The organism is Allgaiera indica, from assembly GCF_900106675.1.
Lineage (GTDB): Bacteria > Pseudomonadota > Alphaproteobacteria > Rhodobacterales > Rhodobacteraceae > Acidimangrovimonas > Acidimangrovimonas indica.
The window spans coordinates 119404-137031 of record NZ_FNOB01000008.1; the positions used below are offsets into that span (position 1 = coordinate 119404).

Consider the following 17628-nt stretch of genomic DNA (forward strand, 5'->3'; position numbering starts at 1 on the left):
GGATCATCCCTTCCGTTCGGGGCGGTCATGCCGGGTCAGGACCGGCCGCGGACCGGACTGCAGCATGACGCAGGTTTCATCTACAAGACCCGCCGCGCCACCCAAGGAACGGGCGGCCAGCGGCGGGAAAGCGGCCAGCGGACGAGACATCACTGCCCCTCCAGCGAGGACCGGATCGTCGATCCATCGCGCAGGAAGACCAGGGCGCGTCGCTGCTGCGCCAGGGTCAGCGTGGGCCAAAGCGCGGCATCACCCGGCATCAGCGGATAGGCCGTGGGCAAGGGCAGCTTGCCGGCCGCCGCGCGCGGGGCCGGGGCCGCAGGCGCCGCCTTCGCACGGCGCGCGGCCTTTTGCTGGATGCAGGCGTTCAGGGCATTGGCCTCGGGCCAGGTGCCGTTCAGCCCCGGGCGCACCTCGGGCACGGCGGCCCCCTGCCGGTAGTGGTAATCGCCGTAAGGCTTCAGCTGGCGCAGGCATTGCTGCGCCAGATCGCCCTGCTGTGCGCAGGACGCCAGGGCCAGAACGCCCCCCAGCGGCATCAACACCAGACCCGTGCGGCCCATTGGTCAATACACCCGCTTCTTGGGCGCGATCTTCGCCAACGAGATCCCGCCATCCGATTCCGGCGTCAGCGGATCGACATGGACCGGCCGATAGCTGAGATCGACCTTGTTGCCCGCGACCCGCATGATGGAATGCTTGCGCCATTCCTTGTCGTCGCGCTCGGGGTAATCCTCATGCGCGTGGGCGCCACGGCTTTCCTTGCGTGCCTCGGCGCCGACGATGGTGGCCAGCGCGTTCGGCATCAGGTTCGTCAGCTCCAGCGTCTCCATCAGGTCCGAATTCCACACCAGGCTACGGTCGGTGACCTTGATGTCGTCAAGCTTGGCCGCGACGGCCTCCATCTTCTTGACGCCCTCGGCCAGCGATTTGTCGGTGCGGAACACGGCCGCGTCCTGCTGCATGGTGCGCTGCATTTCCAGCCGCAGCTCGGCCGTGGGGGTGCCGCCGTCGGCATGGCGCAGCCCGTCGAACCGCGCCAGCGCCGCGTCGATGCCGGCCTGGTTCGGCTTGGCCACGCCGGCCTCTCGGTCAACGACCTCGCCCGCGCGGATCGCGGCCGCCCGGCCAAAGACCACCAGGTCGATCAACGAGTTCGAACCCAGACGGTTCGCCCCGTGCACGCTGGCGCAGCCGGCCTCGCCCACCGCCATCAGGCCCGGGGTCACGGCGTCGGGGTTGTCGGCGGTCGGGTTCAGCACCTCACCGAAATAGTTCGTGGGGATGCCGCCCATGTTGTAATGCACCGTCGGCAGCACCGGGATCGGTTCCTTGGTGACATCGACGCCGGCGAAGATCTTCGCCGATTCCGAGATCCCCGGCAGCCGCTCGGCCAGGGTCTCGGGCGGGATATGCGACAGGTTCAGATGCATGTGGTCCTTGTGCTCGCCCACGCCGCGGCCTTCGCGGATCTCCAGGGTCATGCAGCGGCTGACCACGTCGCGGCTGGCCAGATCCTTGTAATGGGGCGCGTAGCGTTCCATGAACCGCTCGCCTTCCGAATTGGTCAGATAGCCGCCCTCGCCGCGCGCGCCCTCGGTGATCAGGCAGCCGGCGCCATAGATCCCGGTGGGGTGGAACTGCACGAATTCCATGTCCTGCAAGGCCAGGCCTGCGCGCGCCACCATCCCGCCGCCGTCGCCGGTGCAGGTATGGGCCGAGGTCGCGCTGAAGAAAGCGCGCCCGTAGCCGCCGGTCGCCAGCACCGTCATCTTCGCGTTGAAGACATGCATCGTGCCGTCGTCCAGCTTCCACGCCAGCACACCCTGACACACGCCGTCGTCGGACATGATCAGGTCGATGGCGAAGTATTCAATGTAGAATTCGGCCTTCTGCTTCAGCGACTGGCCGTAAAGCGTGTGCAGGATGGCGTGGCCGGTGCGGTCGGCGGCGGCGCAGGTGCGCTGCACCGCCGGGCCCTCGCCGAATTCGGTGGTGTGGCCGCCGAACGGACGCTGGTAGATCTTGCCCTCTTCGGTGCGGCTGAACGGCACGCCGTAATGTTCCAGTTCATACACCGCCTTGGGGGCTTCGCGTGCAAGGTATTCCATCGCGTCGGAATCGCCCAGCCAGTCCGACCCCTTGATGGTGTCGTACATGTGCCATTGCCAGTTGTCCGGCCCCATGTTGGCCAGCGAGGCGGCGATGCCGCCCTGCGCGGCCACGGTGTGGGAACGGGTCGGGAAGACCTTGGTCACGCAGGCCGTGCGCAGCCCCTGTTCCGCCATTCCCAGCGTCGCCCGCAGCCCCGAGCCACCGGCGCCCACGACGACGACGTCGTAATCATGTTGTTCGATCTCATAAGATGCCATGTCCGCGGCCCCTTCACATCGCCATCTTGACCAGGGCGTAAAGCCCGGTCGCGGTAATTACGTAAGCCAGCGAATAGACCAGCATGACCAGCCCGCGGCGCCAGGAGCCTTGGGTGTAATCCTCGATCATCATCTGCGCGCCCTTGGCGAAATGCTGCATCGAGACGAACAGCACCAGCCCGGTCAGGATCGCGCCGAAGGGATGGCCGAAGGTGGCGACCACCTCGGCCCGCCCCTGCCCCAGCGCATGGCCGAAGACGTAAAGAAAGGTCGGGATCAGGAAGGCCAGCGCGACGGCGCTGACCGACATGTACCAGTGATGTTCGGTGCCGGTGCCCGAAGCGCCCTTGCGCTCGGCCCGCTTGCGGTCGGTGAGATAACGCATGCCGGCCTCCCTCAGAACTGAATGACGATCAGGGTCAGCACGGTCAGCACGACCGACCCGATGATGCAGACCCAGCCGAGCATCTCGGCGGTCTCGATATCGAGGCCATGACCCGCATCGAAATACAGGTGCCGCAGCCCGGCGAGATAGTGATACCAGATCCCCAGAAGCGACAGCGTGAACACCAGATCGCCGAACCACGAGGTCGCGACCGCGTTCGCCGCGTCAAAGGCGCCGCCGCCGAGCGCCGCGCCCAGCAGCCACCAGACGCCGAGGATGAAGGAAACGACCAGAGCGTTGCCGGTGATCCGCGTCAGCAGCGACGACACCGAGGTCATCTGAAACCGGTAGTACTGACCAAGCATGAAGGGTGAAAGTGGCCGTTCGATCGGCTTTGGGTCTGCCATAGGGGTCCCTCTTGCTGTGCGGCCGGGCACGTCTTACGCGCCGCAGGGCCGCCTGTGCAGCCGACCAATAGCGCTTTTTTCGCCCGAGTCACGCGCGATCGCGCCAGTTTGACGCAGATTCAGACCGTAAACGCCGAAAAGATTAAGTTTGTGATCACAGCTTTCAGATTAGTGATCACAGTCATCGCGCTCTTTCGGACGCAAGAGTCCCGCACCGGCTGCTCGAACCCGGAGCGGCCGCCGATTCAGCTTTCGAACACGATTTCACGGTAGTTGGGAACGACCGGCGTACGCGCACGGCCGGACATTCGCAGCGAGACCAGGAAGCAGATCCCTTATGCGTCCCTTCGAACTGACCGAAAGCAAGGCATGGTTCCCCGAACTCCCCGCCCAGTTTCGGTCCGACTATCGCCTGGGCAATTATGCATCCGATCGGATCACAAGGGTGATGTGGAAATATCTGATGCGGCCCCGCAACTGCGAGCGCTCATGGCTGAGACTGCATCAGCATATGCCGGAGCTTCTCAGCGGCCCGCCGAAGGACATTCTTGAATTGTCGACCGCCCACGGCAGCCTGCTGGAGATCCTGCGCTGGGGGGGGCATCGCGTCACCGGCACCGATTGCGCCTGGGCGGTCGACGGCTCTACCGCGCAGGTGAAGCCGCCACGGCGGCACTGGCATTTCCGCCTGCTCGAACGGCTTAGGTCGGTCCGGCACGATCACCCGATGGCCGAAAGCGTCCAGGGATGGCCCTATCAGCCCCTGATCGAATCGCTTGGCCTTGGCGTCACGCTGCATGACGGGGGCAGCATCCCCTATCCCTTCGCCGACAAGTCCCAGGATTATGTGATCTGCTATCAGGCGTTAGAGGCCTACGCCCCGCCGGAACGCTGGGTTGATATCGTGGACGAAATGTGCCGGATCGCCCGCCATGCAGTGGTGATCGGCTTCAACCCGCTGCCGCTGGGGATGCGCTCTGACGGCGGTACATATCGGCGCTTTCGCGACGGCTGGCAAAGATTGATGGCCTATGATCGCATTGGCTTTCAGACGCGGGCCTTCCTGGTGGGGAAGACTAGGGCGGGGCACCACCCCACCCTGTGCAAGCTGATCGCAACCTGACGCCGCGAAGGCACCGTCGCGCGGCCCGCTCAGCGCAGGAAGAAATCGTAACTCAGCGACAGCACCGCAAGGCCGCTGCCGGTATTTGTGTCATGCCAGAAAAGCTCGGCCGTGGTGGCGTCGTTCACCGCGTAAGTTGCCCCCAGGGACCAATAGGTGTGGCTGCCCTTGACGCGGCCCAGCGCGCCGGCAGTGGCGATGCGCGGTGTCAGCGCCCGGCTGGCGGAAACCGAGACATTCGACACTTTCGACTTCGGATCAAAGGCGATGTTCAGGCCCAGTTCCGTCCCCTGCGACGGCTCGGCGACCAGATCCAGGATCACGTCGCCGCAGCAATTCTTTTGCGGTCCCCGGTAGAGGTAACGCGCATAGCCCAGATCGACGCTCACCGCGCCCAAATCGCGGCGGTAGCCGAAGGTCAGATCGACCTCGGATTGATACCCGATCAGCGCGGAGGACGTGTTCGAAGCCCAGACCCCGGCATGAAACCCCTGATATGCGATCTCCAGCGACGGTTGCAGCACGGCGCCGCGGCTTTGCGGCTGCCCGTTGGCCAGGTAACGGCTGGCGAAGGTCAGGTTTCCACCGATCTCCAGATCCCCCGCCAGCGCAGGAGGTGCGGAAAGGGCTGCCAACAGAAGGGCCATGGTCAGGTGGATACGCATCTTTTTCCTCAGTGATTCGAACACCGGGATGCTGATGCCAATAATTCCTGACAAAAACAATATGAATTATAACGTGGTCGTGATTGTGCAACTCTTGCGGGGCATCTGTGGCGGGGCGACGCGTGGGCGGCCCCGCCACGGCCTGCCTAGAGCAGGTTGAAATTGTAGGTCACCGACAGGACGGCCAGACCCTTGGTGACAGTGGTATCGTACCAGGCGAGGCCAAGGCTCGTCTTATCGGTCAGGTCATAGCTGCCGCCGAACTTCCAATAGGTCTGGGCATGCGCGACCTTGCCGACGGACGCGCTCAGCGCGATCTTCGGCATCACCGCCTGCGTGACCGAGACCGAGTTGTTTGCGATCTTCGACTTCGGGTCGAAGGACAGGCGGTATCCCAGCGTGGTGCCCTTGACCGGCGAGGTCGACAGGCTCAGCACCGCCTCACCGCAGCAATTGTTATGCGGCCCGTAATAGGTGTAGCGCACATAGCCCAGATCCATGCTGATTGGGCCGTAATCGTGGCGGAAGCCGAAGGACAGGTCGACCTCTGTGTTCGAGCCGACCAGCTTGGACGAGGTATTCGACGCCCAGATCCCGGCATAGAAGCCCCTGTAGCCGAACTCGACCGAGGGCTGGACTGCGGCACCGGTGGTCTGCGGCAGGCCATACGTGAAGTAGCGGCTGGTCAGGCTGATCGAGCCGGAGGCAGTAAGTCCCTCCGCAAGGGCTGGCCCGGCGGCAAGCGCGGCGGCGAGGGCGACGGAAGACAGGAGGTAGCGCATGTTGATCCCCAAGGGTTTGTGAACACCTCTTGATCACCGGGGATCCCGTCTCGGGCAAATCGCTTTGTGAAGCTTTTGTGATCAGCGGGGAAGAAGCGCCCAATAATCAAGCTCCAGCAGCACTTCCGGCGCATATTTGCCCTCTGCGGTGCGCAGCACGAACGGCTCACTTCCCTGCCGCACCGCCACCAGCCGCAGCCGGATCGCACCGACCGACGGCTCGGATGTCTCGGCCTTGTCCAGCACTTCGGACCAGGCGCGCACCGTATCGCCCGCGAAACAGGGGTTGGCATGGGCGCCGCCGTTCAGCGCCGCGATCATCTGCGCGTTGGCCAGCCCGTTGAAGCTCAGCGCGCGGGCCAGGCTGATGACATGGCCGCCATAGATCAGCCGCTTACCGTCGGCGCGGTTGGTGGCGTCGAAATGCACCTTGGCGGTATTCTGCCACAGGCGGGTGGCCAGCATATGCTCGGCCTCCTCGATCGTGACGCCGTCGACATGGTCGATCACCTCGCCGATCGCGTAATCGCCCCACAGATGCGGCTCGCCCGCGGCGACGTTGTCGTAATCCCGGAAATGCAGCCCCTCTGGCAGCACCAGATCGCCCGGCGCCACGGCATCGGCCAGCTTCGGCACCACCGGGTCAGGGGCATCGTCGGCGGGCGTGCGCCGCCGCACCATCACCCAGCGCACATATTCCAGCACCTTCCTTCCGTGCTGGTTGGTACCCGTCGTGCGCACCCAGACAACCCCCGACTTTCCGTTCGAGTTCTGCTTCAGCCCGATCACCTCGGACGCCGCGCTCAGCGTATCGCCGGGCCAGACCGGCGCCAGCCAGCGGCCCTCGGCATAGCCGAGGTTCGCGACCGCATTCAGGCTGATGTCGGGCACCGACTTGCCGAAGACCAGGTGGAACGCCGCCAGATCATCGATGGGTGAGGCCGGCAGCCCGCAACCCCGCGCAAATTCGTCTGACGAATAGAGCGCCCCGCGCGCCGGGTAGAGCGCATGGTAAAGCGCCCGCTCGCCACCCGAAACGGTGCGCGGCACGGCATGGCGGATCACCTCTCCCAGGCGGTAATCCTCGAAAAACCGGCCCGGGTTGGTCTTCATCACTGCTCTCCCAGCTTGGTGTCGGGGGTATAAGTGCCCGGCGCCTCCTTCACCACGGCCTGGCCGCAGCGCATCACCCCATGGGCGGCGTCATAGGCATAGGTGGGGCCGCCGTGCAGCTCCCACCCCTTGTTCAGGGCCTCTGTGACCTTGTGGCAGAAGGCCGAAGTGTCATCGGCGCTCAGAAATCGGTACAGCTTCATCCGTAGATCGTTCCCGTATTGGGGCTAAGGCCAAGGGCGACATGGATCGCCACAATGATCGCATACATCACCAGCGCGATCACGATCAGCACGGCATCACGCTTCCACCCGCCCGAGGCCGGGCGCAGCCAGGGCCCGGCGGCGTTGATCACCGCCATCTCGACCACCGCCCACAGCCCCAGGCCACCGAACAGCACGATCGAGGCCACATCGTTGTGCACCAGCAGGTGGGCGACCGCCCAAAGCAGCACGCCCCACAGCATCGGATGGCGGATCTTGGTCCACAGCACGCCCTTCGACATGCCCGCGCCGAAGACGATCACAGCGATCACCATCAGCAGGTTGTTGAGATGGCCATTGCCGGGAATGGTGACGAAATTCTGCGCTGCGGGAACGGCGCGGAAACCCAGCACCATCAGCACAAGCGACACCAGCAGCACCAGCGCCACCGCGCCGCGCCCGGCATTCCCCATGCCGGCCCGCGCCCCGGGCGCCAACCGCTTGAACAGGTGCGCGCCCCACCACAGCACCACCCCGAGAATGAGCATTGTCATCACGCCGTCTCCTGTCCCTGTTCCATCACGGCGATCGCCTCGGCCTTGGCCAGCGTTTGCCGCGCCGTCACGATATGCAGGTTTTCGACGATCTTTCCATCCACCACGGCCACGCCCAGCCCCTCGGCCTCGGCCGCATCGAACGCCGCGATCTGGCGCCGGGCCAGATCGATCTCGGCCTCCGAGGGCGCAAAGGCCCTGTTCGCGCAGGCCAGTTGCGCCGGATGGATCAGGGTCTTGCCGTCAAAGCCCATGTCGCGGCCCTGTTCGCATTCGGTGGCCAGCCCTTCCTCGTCGAGATAGGCGTTGAAGACGCCGTCGATACAGACGATCCCTTCGGCCCGGGCCGCCATCAGCGCGGCCTGCAGCGCATGCATCAGCGGCAGCCGGTCGGGCCGGAACCGCATGCCCAGATCCTTGGCCAGATCGTTGGTGCCCATCACGAAGCCCTGCATCCGCGGATGCGCCGCGATCGCGGCGGCGTTCAGCACGCCTTGCGGGCTTTCGATCATCGCCCAAAGCGCCACGCCCGGGATCTCCCGCGCGACCGCCTCGACATCCTGCGCCGATCCGACCTTGGGGATCAGCACCGCATCGATCTCGGCCCCGCCAAGCGCCGCGATGTCATCGCCCCCCCAGGGCGTCTCGAACCCGTTGATCCGCACGATCTTCGCCCGCCGGCCATAACCGCCCTCGGCCAGCGTCCGCACCAGAAGATCACGGGCGCGGGCCTTCTCCTCCACCGCGACCGCATCCTCTAGATCGAAGATGATCGCGTCGGCCTCCAGCCCGCGCGCCTTTTCCAGTGCCCGCGCCTTCGAGCCGGGGATGTAAAGTACCGAGCGCCAGGGGCGGGACCGCGGATCCATGATTCTTCTCCTCGCAACAATCTTTCGCCACAGACCACACCCGCGGCATATTCAGCAAGGCAAAATGCGCCGCAGCGCAGAAACGTGGCCCCTGCTCTTTCATTGTTCCGCAAATACGCTGGCACGGCGCCGGCAAAACGCCTCAGAAATCGATCGCCAGGCCCTTCTTTTCCCAATCGCCATAGCGCACCGGCTCGGGGCCGTCGCGGCCGCCCAGCTCTGTCGGCAGGGGGGCGGCGGCTTCGGCGGCCTTGCGGCGGGCCTCGGCCTCGGCCAGGGCGCGCCTTGCGGCGGGGGGCAGATCGGGGCGGGTGGTCTCGGGCATCTCGGCCATGGCGGCATTCCTTGTCTCGGCTGGTGCCATGATATACCCCCCTGGGCGATCAGGGCAAACCGAGGGTGCGATGGCGACGGGGCAGGAAGTACGGCAGGCCGCGTGGTCGGTGCTGGGCGCGGTGCTGCAAGAGCACCGCCTGCTGGCCGAGGTGCTGGCCGATTCCGCCGGCGCACTTGCGCCGCTCTCACCGCCGGAGCGGGCGCGGGCACAGCGGCTGGCACTGGCCACGCTGCGCCAGATGCAACGCGCCGACCGGCTGCTGGGGCCGCATCTGCGCCGGATGCCACCCGCCCCGGTGATGAACGCCCTGCGCCTGGCGCTGGTCGAGATCCACGCCGAAGGCGCCCCGGCCCATGGTGCCGTCAATGCCGCCGTCACCCTGCTGCGCCGCGACAAGGCGACCGGCCGCTACGCCGGCCTTGCCAACGCCGTGCTGCGCAAGGCCGGCCAGGCCCCGGGTTGGGATACGCTGCCGCCGCAATCACTGCCCGGCTGGCTGCGCAAACCCCTGATCACCGCCTGGGGCAAGGCCTCCGTTACCGCGATCGAGGCCATCCAGGCCGCCGCCCCGCCGCTGGATCTGACGCCGAAGGACCCCGCGCAGGCCGCCGCCCTGGCCGAAGCACTGGGCGCCGAGGCTCTGCCCACCGGTAGCCTGCGGCTCTCGGCGCCCGGCCAGGTCAGCGCGCTTACAGGCTATTCCGAGGGCGCCTGGTGGGTGCAGGACGCCGCCGCTGCGCTGCCTGCGCTGCTGCTGGCGCCCCAACCAGGCGAACATGTCGCCGATCTGTGCGCAGCCCCCGGTGGCAAGACCTTGCAACTGGCCGCCGCCGGCGCGCGGGTCGAGGCGGTGGATATCTCGGCCGCACGCATGGCGCGGGTGACGGAAAACCTTGCACGTTGCGGCCTGACCGCGCGCACCCATGTCGCCGACGCCCTGTCCTGGCAACCCCAGGCGCCGCTGGACGCGGTGCTGCTGGACGCGCCCTGTTCGGCCACCGGCACGATCCGGCGCCACCCGGACCTGCCCTTCGTCAAGGACGGCACCGAACTGGACACGCTGGTCGCGCTGCAGGCCAGGCTGATCGACCGCGCCCTCACCCTCCTGCGCCCCGGCGGGCGGCTGGTGTTCTGCACCTGCTCGTTGCTGCCCGAAGAGGGCGAGGCCCAGATCACCGCCGCGCTCGCCCGCCACCCCGGCCTTGCCGTCCTGCCCGCCGAAGCCCCCGGCATCGCGCCCGACTGGCGCTCGTCCGAGGGCGGGCTGCGGATCCGCCCCGATCACTGGGCCGACCGGGGCGGCATCGACGGCTTCTACATGGCGGTTCTGGCCCGCGCCGCGCCTGTGCCCTGAGCGCTGTGCCCGGCGCGCGCCATTCGCCTCTCGATCGGTGCGGCCATAGCCGTTTTCGCCGGTGACAGGCCCAGCCCCCGCCTCTATGGTCTGTCCCGGCAAGAGACGCGAAGGCCCGAAAGAATGGCGCAGCGACGCAAGGCAGGGGCTGCCCTAGACGAAGACGGATATCCCGCCCGCTCGACCCGGTTTCTCAACCGGGTTTACGCGCGCGCCAGCACCCGTTCGCGCGCGGCCACCGGCTTCACCTCGCAGCCCGAGCCGCGCACGATCGGCTCTTTCGCCCGCGGCCGCCAGCTGACGGCGGGCAATTTCCTGTTCGCCGGATACCTGATCGAAGGCCGGGGCCGCACGCTTTGGGATCTGCCCTCGCCCGACCCCACCTTCGAGGAAGAGCAGCACGGCTTTGCCTGGCTCGACGATCTGGCGGCGGTAGGCGACGCGGCGGCACGCCAATGCGCCCAGGACTGGACCTTCGGCTGGATCCTGCGCTTCGGCCGCGGCCGCGGCCCGGGCTGGACACCGGATCTGACCGGCCGACGCCTGATCCGCTGGATCAACCACGCGCTGCTGCTGCTGAACGGCCAGCAGCGCAAGACGGCGGATCTGTATTTCCGCAGCCTCGCACATCAGACCGCCTTCCTGTCCAGGCGCTGGCACGCCGCGCGCCCCGGACTGGCCCGGTTCGAGGCGCTCACCGGTCTGATCTACGCAGGCCTTGCCCTGACCGGAATGGAACGTCATGTGGCGCCGGCCTCGGCCGCGCTGGCGCGCGAATGCGCCGAGCGTATCGACGCCGAGGGCGGCATCCCGACGCGCAACCCCGAAGAACTGCTGGAAGTCTTCACCCTGCTCACCTGGGCTGCGCTGGCGCTGGCCGAGGCCGGACGCATGGCCCCTGCCGCCCACCTGGCCGCGATCGAGCGCATCGCCCCCACCTTGCGCGCGCTGCGCCACGCCGACGGCGGGCTTGCCCGGTTCCATGGTGGCGGCCGGGGCGCCGAGGGTCGGCTGGACCACGCGCTGGCCAATTCCGGCGTCCGCGCCAGCGCCCCGCAAGGCCTGGCCATGGGTTTCGCGCGGCTCTCGTGCGGGCGCACCACCACGATCATCGACGCGGCCACACCGCCCAGCGGTCGCGCCAGTTTCAACGCCCATGCCTCGACGCTGGCATTCGAGATGACTTCCGGGCGGCGGCCGGTGATCGTCAGTTGCGGCTCGGGCGCGCCCTTCGGGCCGGAATGGCGCCGCGCCGGGCGCGCGACCGCCTCGCATTCGGTATTGGCGATCGAGGGCTATTCCTCGTCGCGACTGGGCAAGCCCGGCTTCAGCAGCCCGCGCGGGATGCTGACCGATCTGGCCGAGGTGGTGCACGCCAGGATGGAAGCCGCGCCCGAAGGCATCAGCCTGCTGGCTGGCCACCGTGGCTATTCCCGCACCCATGGCCTGACCCATATGCGCGGGTTGTCGCTGGCCTCGGACGGGCGGATGCTGCTGGGCGAGGACACGCTGGGCGCCTTGACGGAAGAAGAGCGCCGCCGGTTCGAGGACGTCATGCGCCTGACCCGCGACGACGGCGTGCGCTATGCGCTGCATTTCCACCTGCACCCGGATGTGGACGCGGCGCTGGATCTGGGCGGCACCGCGGTGTCGCTGGCCCTGAAAAGCGGAGAGATCTGGGTATTCCGCCACGACGGTCATGCCGATTTGCGCATCGAGCCTTCGGTCTATCTGGAAAAGGGTCGGCTGAAGCCCCGCACGTCTCGCCAGATCGTGCTTGCCGCCAGCGTGACGGACTATGCCAGCCAGATAAGCTGGACGCTGGCGAAGGCACAGGATACCCCTCTGGCCATTCGCGACCTCGACCGCGACGAGCCGCTTGAAGAAGGCTCTGCCGCGGACCCGCAATGAAAGGCCTATGACATGACCGACCTGATGCCGCTGACACGGGCACTGATATCCGTTTCCGACAAGACCGGGCTGGTGGACTTCGCCCAGGCCCTGGCCGCCCGCGGGGTCGAGATCCTGTCGACCGGCGGCACCGCGCTGGCGCTGCGCAAGGCGGGGCTGCATGTCACCGATGTGGCGGATGTGACGGGTTTTCCCGAGATGATGGACGGCCGCGTGAAGACGCTGCACCCCAAGGTGCATGGCGGCCTGCTGGCGCTGCGCGACAATCAGGAACATCTGGCGGCGATGCAGGCCCATGACATCGCCCCGATCGACCTCTTGGTGGTCAACCTCTACCCGTTCGAGGACACCGTGGCGAAGGGCGCCGATTACGACACCTGCATCGAGAACATCGATATCGGCGGCCCCGCGATGATTCGCGCCGCCGCCAAGAATCACGCCTTCGTCACCACCGTGGTGGACGTGGCCGATTACCACACCCTTCTGGCCGAGCTGGACGCCCATGACGATTGCACCGGCCTGGCCTTCCGCAAGCGGCTGGCGCAGATCGCCTATGCCCGCACCGCCGCCTATGACGCCGCGGTCAGCACCTGGATGGCCGGTGCGATCGGCACCGAAACCCCACGCCGCCGCGCCTTTGCCGGCACACTCGCCCAGACCATGCGCTACGGCGAGAACCCGCATCAGAAAGCGGCCTTCTATCATGACGGCTCGGCCCGGCCCGGGGTGGCGACGGCCACCCAGCATCAGGGCAAGGAGCTGAGCTACAACAACATCAACGACACCGACGCGGCGTTCGAGCTGGTGGCGGAATTCGACCCCGCCCAGGGCCCGGCCTGCGCGATCATCAAGCATGCCAACCCCTGTGGCGTCGCCACCGGCGCGACCCTGGCCGAGGCCTATTCCCGCGCCTTCGATTGCGACCGGACCTCGGCCTTCGGCGGCATCGTGGCGCTGAACCAGACCCTCGACGCCGAGACCGCCGCCGAGATCGTGAAGATCTTCACCGAGGTGGTGATCGCCCCCGAGGCGACCGACGCGGCGAAAGAGGTCTTCGCCGCCAAGAAGAACCTGCGCCTGCTGACCACCGGCGCGCTGCCCGATCCGAAGGCCGCGCGCATTGCCTGGCGCCAGGTCGCGGGCGGGTTCCTGGTGCAGGACCACGACATCGCCAATGTCACCGCCGCCGATTTGAAGGTGGTGACCAAACGCGTGCCGACCGAGGACGAGATCCGCGACCTGCTGTTTGCCTGGACCGTGGCCAAGCACGTCAAGTCGAACGCCATCGTCTATGCCAAGGGCGGCACCACCGTCGGCGTCGGCGCCGGACAGATGAGCCGCGTCGACAGCGCCCTGATCGCCGCGAAGAAGGCCGAGCGCATGGCCGAGGCGATGGGCCTGCCCGAAAGCCCCGCCAAGGGCTCGGCCGTGGCCTCGGACGCATTCTTTCCCTTTGCCGACGGGCTGCTGGAGGCCGTCGCGGCAGGCGCCACCTGCGTGATCCAGCCTGGCGGCTCGATGCGCGACGACGAGGTCATCAAGGCCGCCGACGAGGCCGGCCTGGCGATGGTGCTGACCGGCCAGCGCCATTTCCGGCACTAGGGGCGGATCATGCGGATTGTGTCCCTGACCGCGCTGGTCGTCATTGCTCTTGATCAGGCATTTAAGTTCGTCGTCGTCCATCTGATGGGACTGGCGCAGCGCCATGCGATCGACGTGCTGCCGCCCTATCTGAATTTCCGCATGGCGTGGAACGAGGGGGTGAATTTCGGGCTTCTGGCCAATTCGGCGCAGCTGATGCGCTGGGTGCTGATCGCGGTGGCACTGGGAATTTCGGCCTGGGTCTGGGTGTGGATCCGGCGCGAAGGGCATTCGCGGATCAGCCGCTTTTCGGCGGGGTTGCTGATCGGCGGCGCGGTCGGCAATGTGATCGACCGGCTGGTCTACGGTGCGGTCGCAGATTTCCTGAACATGTCCTGCTGTGGCTATCGGAATCCGTTCTCGTTCAACCTGGCGGATGTGGCGATCTTCGCCGGCGCGCTGGGACTGGTCCTGTTCGCCGGCCAGAAGACCCCGTGACGCGCCCCGGAGTTTGGGCTAAGGAATGGCTAAACGGCTGTGGAGGTAGGGATGCAGGCAAGGCTCGGCGCTCTGGCGATCGCCCTGGGGACGGCGATGGCGCTGACGGGCTGCGCGTCAAAACGGACGCCGCATCTGTTGAATCTGCAATCCGGATCGGCAGGACCCGATGAATTCTCGATCCTGCCGACCAAGCCGTTGCAGATGCCAAAGAACCTGGCTGAACTGCCGCCGCCCACCCCGGGCGGCTCCAATCTGGCCGATCCGACGCCGGTCGCCGATGCGGTGACGGCGCTGGGCGGCCGGGCCTCGGCACTGCATGACACCAAGATCCCGGCCTCGGACCGGGCGTTGATGGCGCAGGTCACGCGCTTCGGCATCCAGCCCGGCATCCGGCAAGAGCTGGACGCCGCCGATCTTGCCTTCCGCAAGCGTCACCCGCCGAAGCTGCTGTTCCGGCTGATGGGGAGATCGACCTATTTCTCGGCCTACAAGCGGATGGCGCTGGACCAATACAAGGCGCTGGAATACTGGCGCGCCCGTGGTGTGCGCACCGACAGCGCGCCGCCCCAGGTCACCAAGAAATAGCTTGGCGGCATGAGCGGCGCAGTGCCGCATCCGTGATAATCGCTTGATCACCGCCCCCCGGCGCGTAGTCTTGCCGGACTTCGCATCTGGAGGGAGTTGAATGCAGCGATTCTTGCGTCGCGTGGCGCTTGCGTGGACCCTGGCGCTTGCCACTTTCGCCATGACGCCGGGTGCCCGTGCCGCCGACGAGGCGGTGACCAGCTTTTCGTTGAAGAACGGCATGCAGGTGGTGGTGATCGAGGATCACCGCGCCCCCGTCGTGGTCAACATGGTTTGGTATCGGGTCGGCGCGGCGGATGAGAAACCCGGCCAGTCGGGTATCGCGCATTTCCTGGAACATCTGATGTTCAAGGGCACCGACCGGCTGAAACCGGGCGAATTCTCGGCCACGGTCGCCGCTCTGGGCGGCAGCGACAACGCCTTCACCTCTTGGGATTATACCGGCTATTACCAGCGTATCGCCGCGCGCCACCTGGGCCGGATGATGGAGATGGAGGCCGACCGGATGCGGCATCTGAACCTGACGCCCGAGGTGGTGGCGACCGAACGTCAGGTGATCCTGGAGGAACGCAGCCAGCGCACCGACAACAACCCCGGTGCGCTGTTCAACGAACAGTTGCGGGCGGCGCAATTCCTGGCCAGCCCCTACGGCACCCCCGTGATCGGCTGGCGGCGCGAGATGGAAACGCTGTCGCGCGCCCAGGCGCTGGCCTTCTACCACACCTATTATGCGCCCAATAACGCGGTGCTGATCGTCGCTGGCGATGCCACGCCCCAGCAGGTCCGTCAACTGGCCGAGCGCCACTTCGGCCCGCTGAAGCCGACGCCAGATCTACCGCCCCGCGCCCGCGTGCAAGAACCGCCGCAACTGGCCGCCCGGCACCTGACCATGTCCGACCCGCGCGTGGCCGACGCCTATCTGCGCCGCTCTTACCTGGCGCCCAACCGCCGCGCCGGCGATCAGCGCCAGGCAGCCGCGCTGGCGGTCCTGGCCGAATTGCTGGGCGGCAGCGCGCAGACCTCGGTTCTGGCCCGCGCGCTACAATTCGACCAGCACCTCGCCGTCTATACCGGCGCGGGCTATGACGGCACCTCGGTCGACCCGACGACATTTTCCTTGACCGTGGTACCCGCCAAGGGCGTTTCGCTGGCGCAGGCCGAGGCCGCGCTGGACCAGGTGCTTGCCCGCTTCCTTGCGACCGGCCCGGATCCGCAGGAACTGGCCCGGATCAAGACCCAGATCAACGCAGCCCAAATCTACGCGCGCGACAACGTGGCCGCGCTGGGCCGGCGCTATGGCGCGGCGCTGAGCGCGGGTCTGACGGTAGAGGACGTGAAGGACTGGCCCCGGACGCTCGACGCGGTGACGGCAGAGGACGTCCGCAACGCGGCCCGCGCCGTTCTGGTGCCCGAACATTCTGTCACCGGCTATCTGACGCCGCCCCCGGGCGCCAGGGCAGCCACCGCGGCCCCGCGGGCAGCCCGGATACCCGCGCCCCAGAACGAGGTCACCCAATGATCCGCCAGATCCTTGTCACGCTTTGCGCCGGGTTCCTTGCCGCCTTCACCGCCCTCCCCGCCAAGGCCGAGGTCAACATCGCGAAGGTGACCTCGCCCGGCGGCATCACCGCCTGGCTGGTCGAGGCGCATGACATCCCCTTCACCGCGCTCGAGATCCGCTTTCGCGGCGGCACCAGCCTGGACGCGCCGGGCAAGCGCGGCGCGGTCAACCTGATGGCGGGATTGCTGGAGGAAGGCGCCGGCACCCGCGACGCCCAGGCCTTCGCCGCTGCCCGCGACGGGCTGGCCGCCGAGTTCGGCTTTGGCGCCGATCCGGATTCGGTCAGCGTTTCGGCCCGGTTCCTGACCAAGAACCGGGACCAGGCCGTGGCGCTGCTGCACCAGGCGCTGACCGCGCCGCGCTTCGACGATCAGGCCATTGCGCGGGTCAAGGCGCAGGTCATGTCCTCGTTGCGGGCCGAGGCGAAAGATCCCGAGGCGATCGCCAGTGCCACGCTTTTCGCCCAGGCCTTCGGGGCCCACCCCTACGGCAGCAAGGGCGACGGCACGGTGGACAGTGTCCCCGCGCTGACACGCGAAGATCTGGTCGCCGCCTGGCATGCCAGCATGGCACGCGATCGGCTGTTTGTAGCGGCGGTCGGCGATATCACGCCCGAGGCCCTGGGCCGGATGCTCGACACCCTCTTCGCCGGCCTTCCCGCGCGGGGCGCGCCGATGCCGCCCCGCGCCACCGACCAGTTGACGGGCGGCGTGACGATCATACCCTTCGACACCCCGCAAAGCGCGATCCAGTTCGGCGCCCCGGGTCTTGATCGTCACGATCCCGATTTCTTCGCCGCCTATGTGCTGAACGAGATCTTCGGCGGCCGCCGCTTTACCGCACGGCTGATGCAGGAGGTCCGGGTCAAGCGCGGGCTGACCTATGGCGTGGGCACCTATCTGATGCCGATGGACCACGGCGCGCTGATCCTGGGGGCGCTGGCCTCGGACAACGCCAAGGCGGCCGAAGCGGTCGCGGTGATTCGCGCCGGATGGGATCGCCTGGCCCAAGACGGCGTGACCCAGGCCGAACTTGACGCCGCAAAGACCTATCTGACCGGCGCCTATCCGCTGCGCTTCGACGGCAACGCCCGGATCGCGCAGATCCTGGCCGGGATGCAACTGGACGAGATGCCGATCAGCTATATCGCGACCCGCAACGCCAAGATCGAGGCGCTGACGCTGGCCGATCTGGACCGCGTCGCCAAGCGGCTTTACCGGCCCGATGCCCTGCGCTTCGTGGTGGTCGGCCGGCCGCGCGGCCTGCAGGCGACCGACAGCGCGCGCGCCGGCAACTGACCGCACCGGACGCGGCCGGGCGATGCC

Annotated in this window: 19 protein-coding genes; 8 read left to right on the forward strand and 11 right to left on the reverse strand. The window is 67.2% G+C overall.

Annotated features, from left to right (window positions below; all coding sequences use genetic code 11):
- Positions 1–149: 149 nt before the first annotated feature.
- From BLV97_RS09290 to sdhC, 4 genes are read right to left on the reverse strand one after another with little or no spacing between them, the layout of a single operon-like run.
- Positions 150–563, reverse strand: coding sequence for a hypothetical protein (locus BLV97_RS09290; protein ID WP_035844916.1), 414 nt, complete (start codon positions 561–563; stop codon positions 150–152).
- Between the two features lie 3 nt (positions 564–566).
- A complete protein-coding gene (gene sdhA / locus BLV97_RS09295; protein ID WP_035844919.1) occupies positions 567–2372 on the reverse strand; it encodes a succinate dehydrogenase flavoprotein subunit in 1806 nt (601 codons plus the stop codon).
- A gap of 13 nt (positions 2373–2385) precedes the next feature.
- On the reverse strand, positions 2386–2757 hold the full coding sequence (gene sdhD / locus BLV97_RS09300; protein ID WP_035844921.1) for a succinate dehydrogenase, hydrophobic membrane anchor protein: 372 nt from the start codon (positions 2755–2757) through the stop codon (positions 2386–2388).
- An 11-nt stretch (positions 2758–2768) separates the two neighbouring features.
- Entirely contained in the window at positions 2769–3164 is a 396-nt protein-coding gene (sdhC, locus tag BLV97_RS09305) for a succinate dehydrogenase, cytochrome b556 subunit (RefSeq protein ID WP_035844923.1), read from the reverse strand.
- A gap of 337 nt (positions 3165–3501) precedes the next feature.
- Between sdhC and BLV97_RS09310 the strand changes: the two genes are divergently transcribed.
- Positions 3502–4287 carry a class I SAM-dependent methyltransferase gene (locus tag BLV97_RS09310; protein WP_035844926.1) on the forward strand — a complete coding sequence of 262 codons (786 nt, stop codon included), beginning with the start codon at positions 3502–3504 and terminating at the stop codon, positions 4285–4287.
- Between the two features lie 29 nt (positions 4288–4316).
- Here BLV97_RS09310 and BLV97_RS09315 read toward each other — a convergent pair whose 3' ends face one another.
- From BLV97_RS09315 to BLV97_RS09345, 7 genes are all read right to left on the reverse strand, one after another.
- Complete coding sequence (locus tag BLV97_RS09315) at positions 4317–4952, reverse strand: TorF family putative porin (protein ID WP_051646199.1); 636 nt, start codon at positions 4950–4952, stop codon at positions 4317–4319.
- Positions 4953–5098: 146 nt separating this feature from the next.
- Positions 5099–5734, reverse strand: coding sequence for a TorF family putative porin (locus BLV97_RS09320; RefSeq protein ID WP_143037506.1), 636 nt, complete (start codon positions 5732–5734; stop codon positions 5099–5101).
- Between the two features lie 81 nt (positions 5735–5815).
- On the reverse strand, positions 5816–6847 hold the full coding sequence (locus BLV97_RS09325) for a MaoC family dehydratase (protein ID WP_092164031.1): 1032 nt from the start codon (positions 6845–6847) through the stop codon (positions 5816–5818).
- On the reverse strand, positions 6847–7050 hold the full coding sequence (locus BLV97_RS09330; protein WP_035844930.1) for a DUF1737 domain-containing protein: 204 nt from the start codon (positions 7048–7050) through the stop codon (positions 6847–6849). The genes BLV97_RS09325 and BLV97_RS09330 overlap by 1 nt, the downstream gene beginning before the upstream one ends.
- Positions 7047–7604, reverse strand: coding sequence for an NnrU family protein (locus BLV97_RS09335; RefSeq protein WP_035844932.1), 558 nt, complete (start codon positions 7602–7604; stop codon positions 7047–7049). The genes BLV97_RS09330 and BLV97_RS09335 overlap by 4 nt, the downstream gene beginning before the upstream one ends.
- Complete coding sequence (locus BLV97_RS09340) at positions 7604–8473, reverse strand: HpcH/HpaI aldolase/citrate lyase family protein (protein ID WP_035844934.1); 870 nt, start codon at positions 8471–8473, stop codon at positions 7604–7606. Before BLV97_RS09340 ends, BLV97_RS09335 begins: the two co-directional genes overlap by 1 nt.
- 142 nt (positions 8474–8615) lie before the next feature.
- Complete coding sequence (locus tag BLV97_RS09345) at positions 8616–8807, reverse strand: DUF1674 domain-containing protein (RefSeq protein WP_035844936.1); 192 nt, start codon at positions 8805–8807, stop codon at positions 8616–8618.
- A gap of 70 nt (positions 8808–8877) precedes the next feature.
- Between BLV97_RS09345 and BLV97_RS09350 the strand changes: the two genes are divergently transcribed.
- The 7 genes from BLV97_RS09350 (at position 8878) to BLV97_RS09380 (ending at position 17601) form a co-directional block, all read left to right on the forward strand.
- The gene (locus BLV97_RS09350) at positions 8878–10164 is read left to right on the forward strand and encodes an RsmB/NOP family class I SAM-dependent RNA methyltransferase (RefSeq protein WP_035844944.1); all 1287 of its coding nucleotides are present in this window, start codon (positions 8878–8880) and stop codon (positions 10162–10164) included.
- A 123-nt stretch (positions 10165–10287) separates the two neighbouring features.
- Positions 10288–12075: a heparinase II/III family protein gene (locus BLV97_RS09355; RefSeq protein ID WP_051646201.1), complete on the forward strand. Its 1788-nt coding sequence runs from the start codon at positions 10288–10290 to the stop codon at positions 12073–12075.
- A 12-nt stretch (positions 12076–12087) separates the two neighbouring features.
- Positions 12088–13677 carry a bifunctional phosphoribosylaminoimidazolecarboxamide formyltransferase/IMP cyclohydrolase gene (gene purH / locus BLV97_RS09360; RefSeq protein WP_035844946.1) on the forward strand — a complete coding sequence of 530 codons (1590 nt, stop codon included), beginning with the start codon at positions 12088–12090 and terminating at the stop codon, positions 13675–13677.
- Positions 13678–13686: 9 nt separating this feature from the next.
- Positions 13687–14154 (forward strand): signal peptidase II, encoded by a 468-nt coding sequence (lspA, locus tag BLV97_RS09365; RefSeq protein ID WP_035844948.1) that lies wholly within the window; start codon positions 13687–13689, stop codon positions 14152–14154.
- Positions 14155–14205: 51 nt separating this feature from the next.
- Entirely contained in the window at positions 14206–14742 is a 537-nt protein-coding gene (locus BLV97_RS09370) for a DUF3035 domain-containing protein (RefSeq protein ID WP_035844956.1), read from the forward strand.
- 100 nt (positions 14743–14842) lie between these two features.
- Positions 14843–16261, forward strand: a complete 1419-nt coding sequence (locus tag BLV97_RS09375) for a M16 family metallopeptidase (RefSeq protein ID WP_081825135.1) — start codon at positions 14843–14845, stop codon at positions 16259–16261.
- On the forward strand, positions 16258–17601 hold the full coding sequence (locus BLV97_RS09380; protein ID WP_051646202.1) for a M16 family metallopeptidase: 1344 nt from the start codon (positions 16258–16260) through the stop codon (positions 17599–17601). The genes BLV97_RS09375 and BLV97_RS09380 overlap by 4 nt, the downstream gene beginning before the upstream one ends.
- The last annotated feature ends 27 nt before the right edge of the window (positions 17602–17628 follow it).

Excerpts from the sequence above, each read along its gene's own strand:
- BLV97_RS09380 (WP_051646202.1), top strand. The coding sequence starts at position 16,258 with ATGATCCGCCAGATCCTTGTCACGCTTTGCGCCGGGTTCCTTGCCGCC.
- BLV97_RS09375 (WP_081825135.1), top strand. The coding sequence starts at position 14,843 with ATGCAGCGATTCTTGCGTCGCGTGGCGCTTGCGTGGACCCTGGCGCTT.
- BLV97_RS09315 (WP_051646199.1), bottom strand. The coding sequence starts at position 4,952 with ATGCGTATCCACCTGACCATGGCCCTTCTGTTGGCAGCCCTTTCCGCA.
- BLV97_RS09355 (WP_051646201.1), top strand. The coding sequence starts at position 10,288 with ATGGCGCAGCGACGCAAGGCAGGGGCTGCCCTAGACGAAGACGGATAT.
- BLV97_RS09320 (WP_143037506.1), bottom strand. The coding sequence starts at position 5,734 with ATGCGCTACCTCCTGTCTTCCGTCGCCCTCGCCGCCGCGCTTGCCGCC.
- BLV97_RS09350 (WP_035844944.1), top strand. The coding sequence starts at position 8,878 with ATGGCGACGGGGCAGGAAGTACGGCAGGCCGCGTGGTCGGTGCTGGGC.
- BLV97_RS09345 (WP_035844936.1), bottom strand. The coding sequence starts at position 8,807 with ATGGCCGAGATGCCCGAGACCACCCGCCCCGATCTGCCCCCCGCCGCA.
- BLV97_RS09290 (WP_035844916.1), bottom strand. The coding sequence starts at position 563 with ATGGGCCGCACGGGTCTGGTGTTGATGCCGCTGGGGGGCGTTCTGGCC.
- sdhA (WP_035844919.1), bottom strand. The coding sequence starts at position 2,372 with ATGGCATCTTATGAGATCGAACAACATGATTACGACGTCGTCGTCGTG.
- BLV97_RS09325 (WP_092164031.1), bottom strand. The coding sequence starts at position 6,847 with ATGAAGACCAACCCGGGCCGGTTTTTCGAGGATTACCGCCTGGGAGAG.
- BLV97_RS09340 (WP_035844934.1), bottom strand. The coding sequence starts at position 8,473 with ATGGATCCGCGGTCCCGCCCCTGGCGCTCGGTACTTTACATCCCCGGC.
- BLV97_RS09330 (WP_035844930.1), bottom strand. The coding sequence starts at position 7,050 with ATGAAGCTGTACCGATTTCTGAGCGCCGATGACACTTCGGCCTTCTGC.
- BLV97_RS09335 (WP_035844932.1), bottom strand. The coding sequence starts at position 7,604 with ATGACAATGCTCATTCTCGGGGTGGTGCTGTGGTGGGGCGCGCACCTG.
- BLV97_RS09370 (WP_035844956.1), top strand. The coding sequence starts at position 14,206 with ATGCAGGCAAGGCTCGGCGCTCTGGCGATCGCCCTGGGGACGGCGATG.
- lspA (WP_035844948.1), top strand. The coding sequence starts at position 13,687 with ATGCGGATTGTGTCCCTGACCGCGCTGGTCGTCATTGCTCTTGATCAG.
- sdhD (WP_035844921.1), bottom strand. The coding sequence starts at position 2,757 with ATGCGTTATCTCACCGACCGCAAGCGGGCCGAGCGCAAGGGCGCTTCG.
- purH (WP_035844946.1), top strand. The coding sequence starts at position 12,088 with ATGACCGACCTGATGCCGCTGACACGGGCACTGATATCCGTTTCCGAC.
- sdhC (WP_035844923.1), bottom strand. The coding sequence starts at position 3,164 with ATGGCAGACCCAAAGCCGATCGAACGGCCACTTTCACCCTTCATGCTT.
- BLV97_RS09310 (WP_035844926.1), top strand. The coding sequence starts at position 3,502 with ATGCGTCCCTTCGAACTGACCGAAAGCAAGGCATGGTTCCCCGAACTC.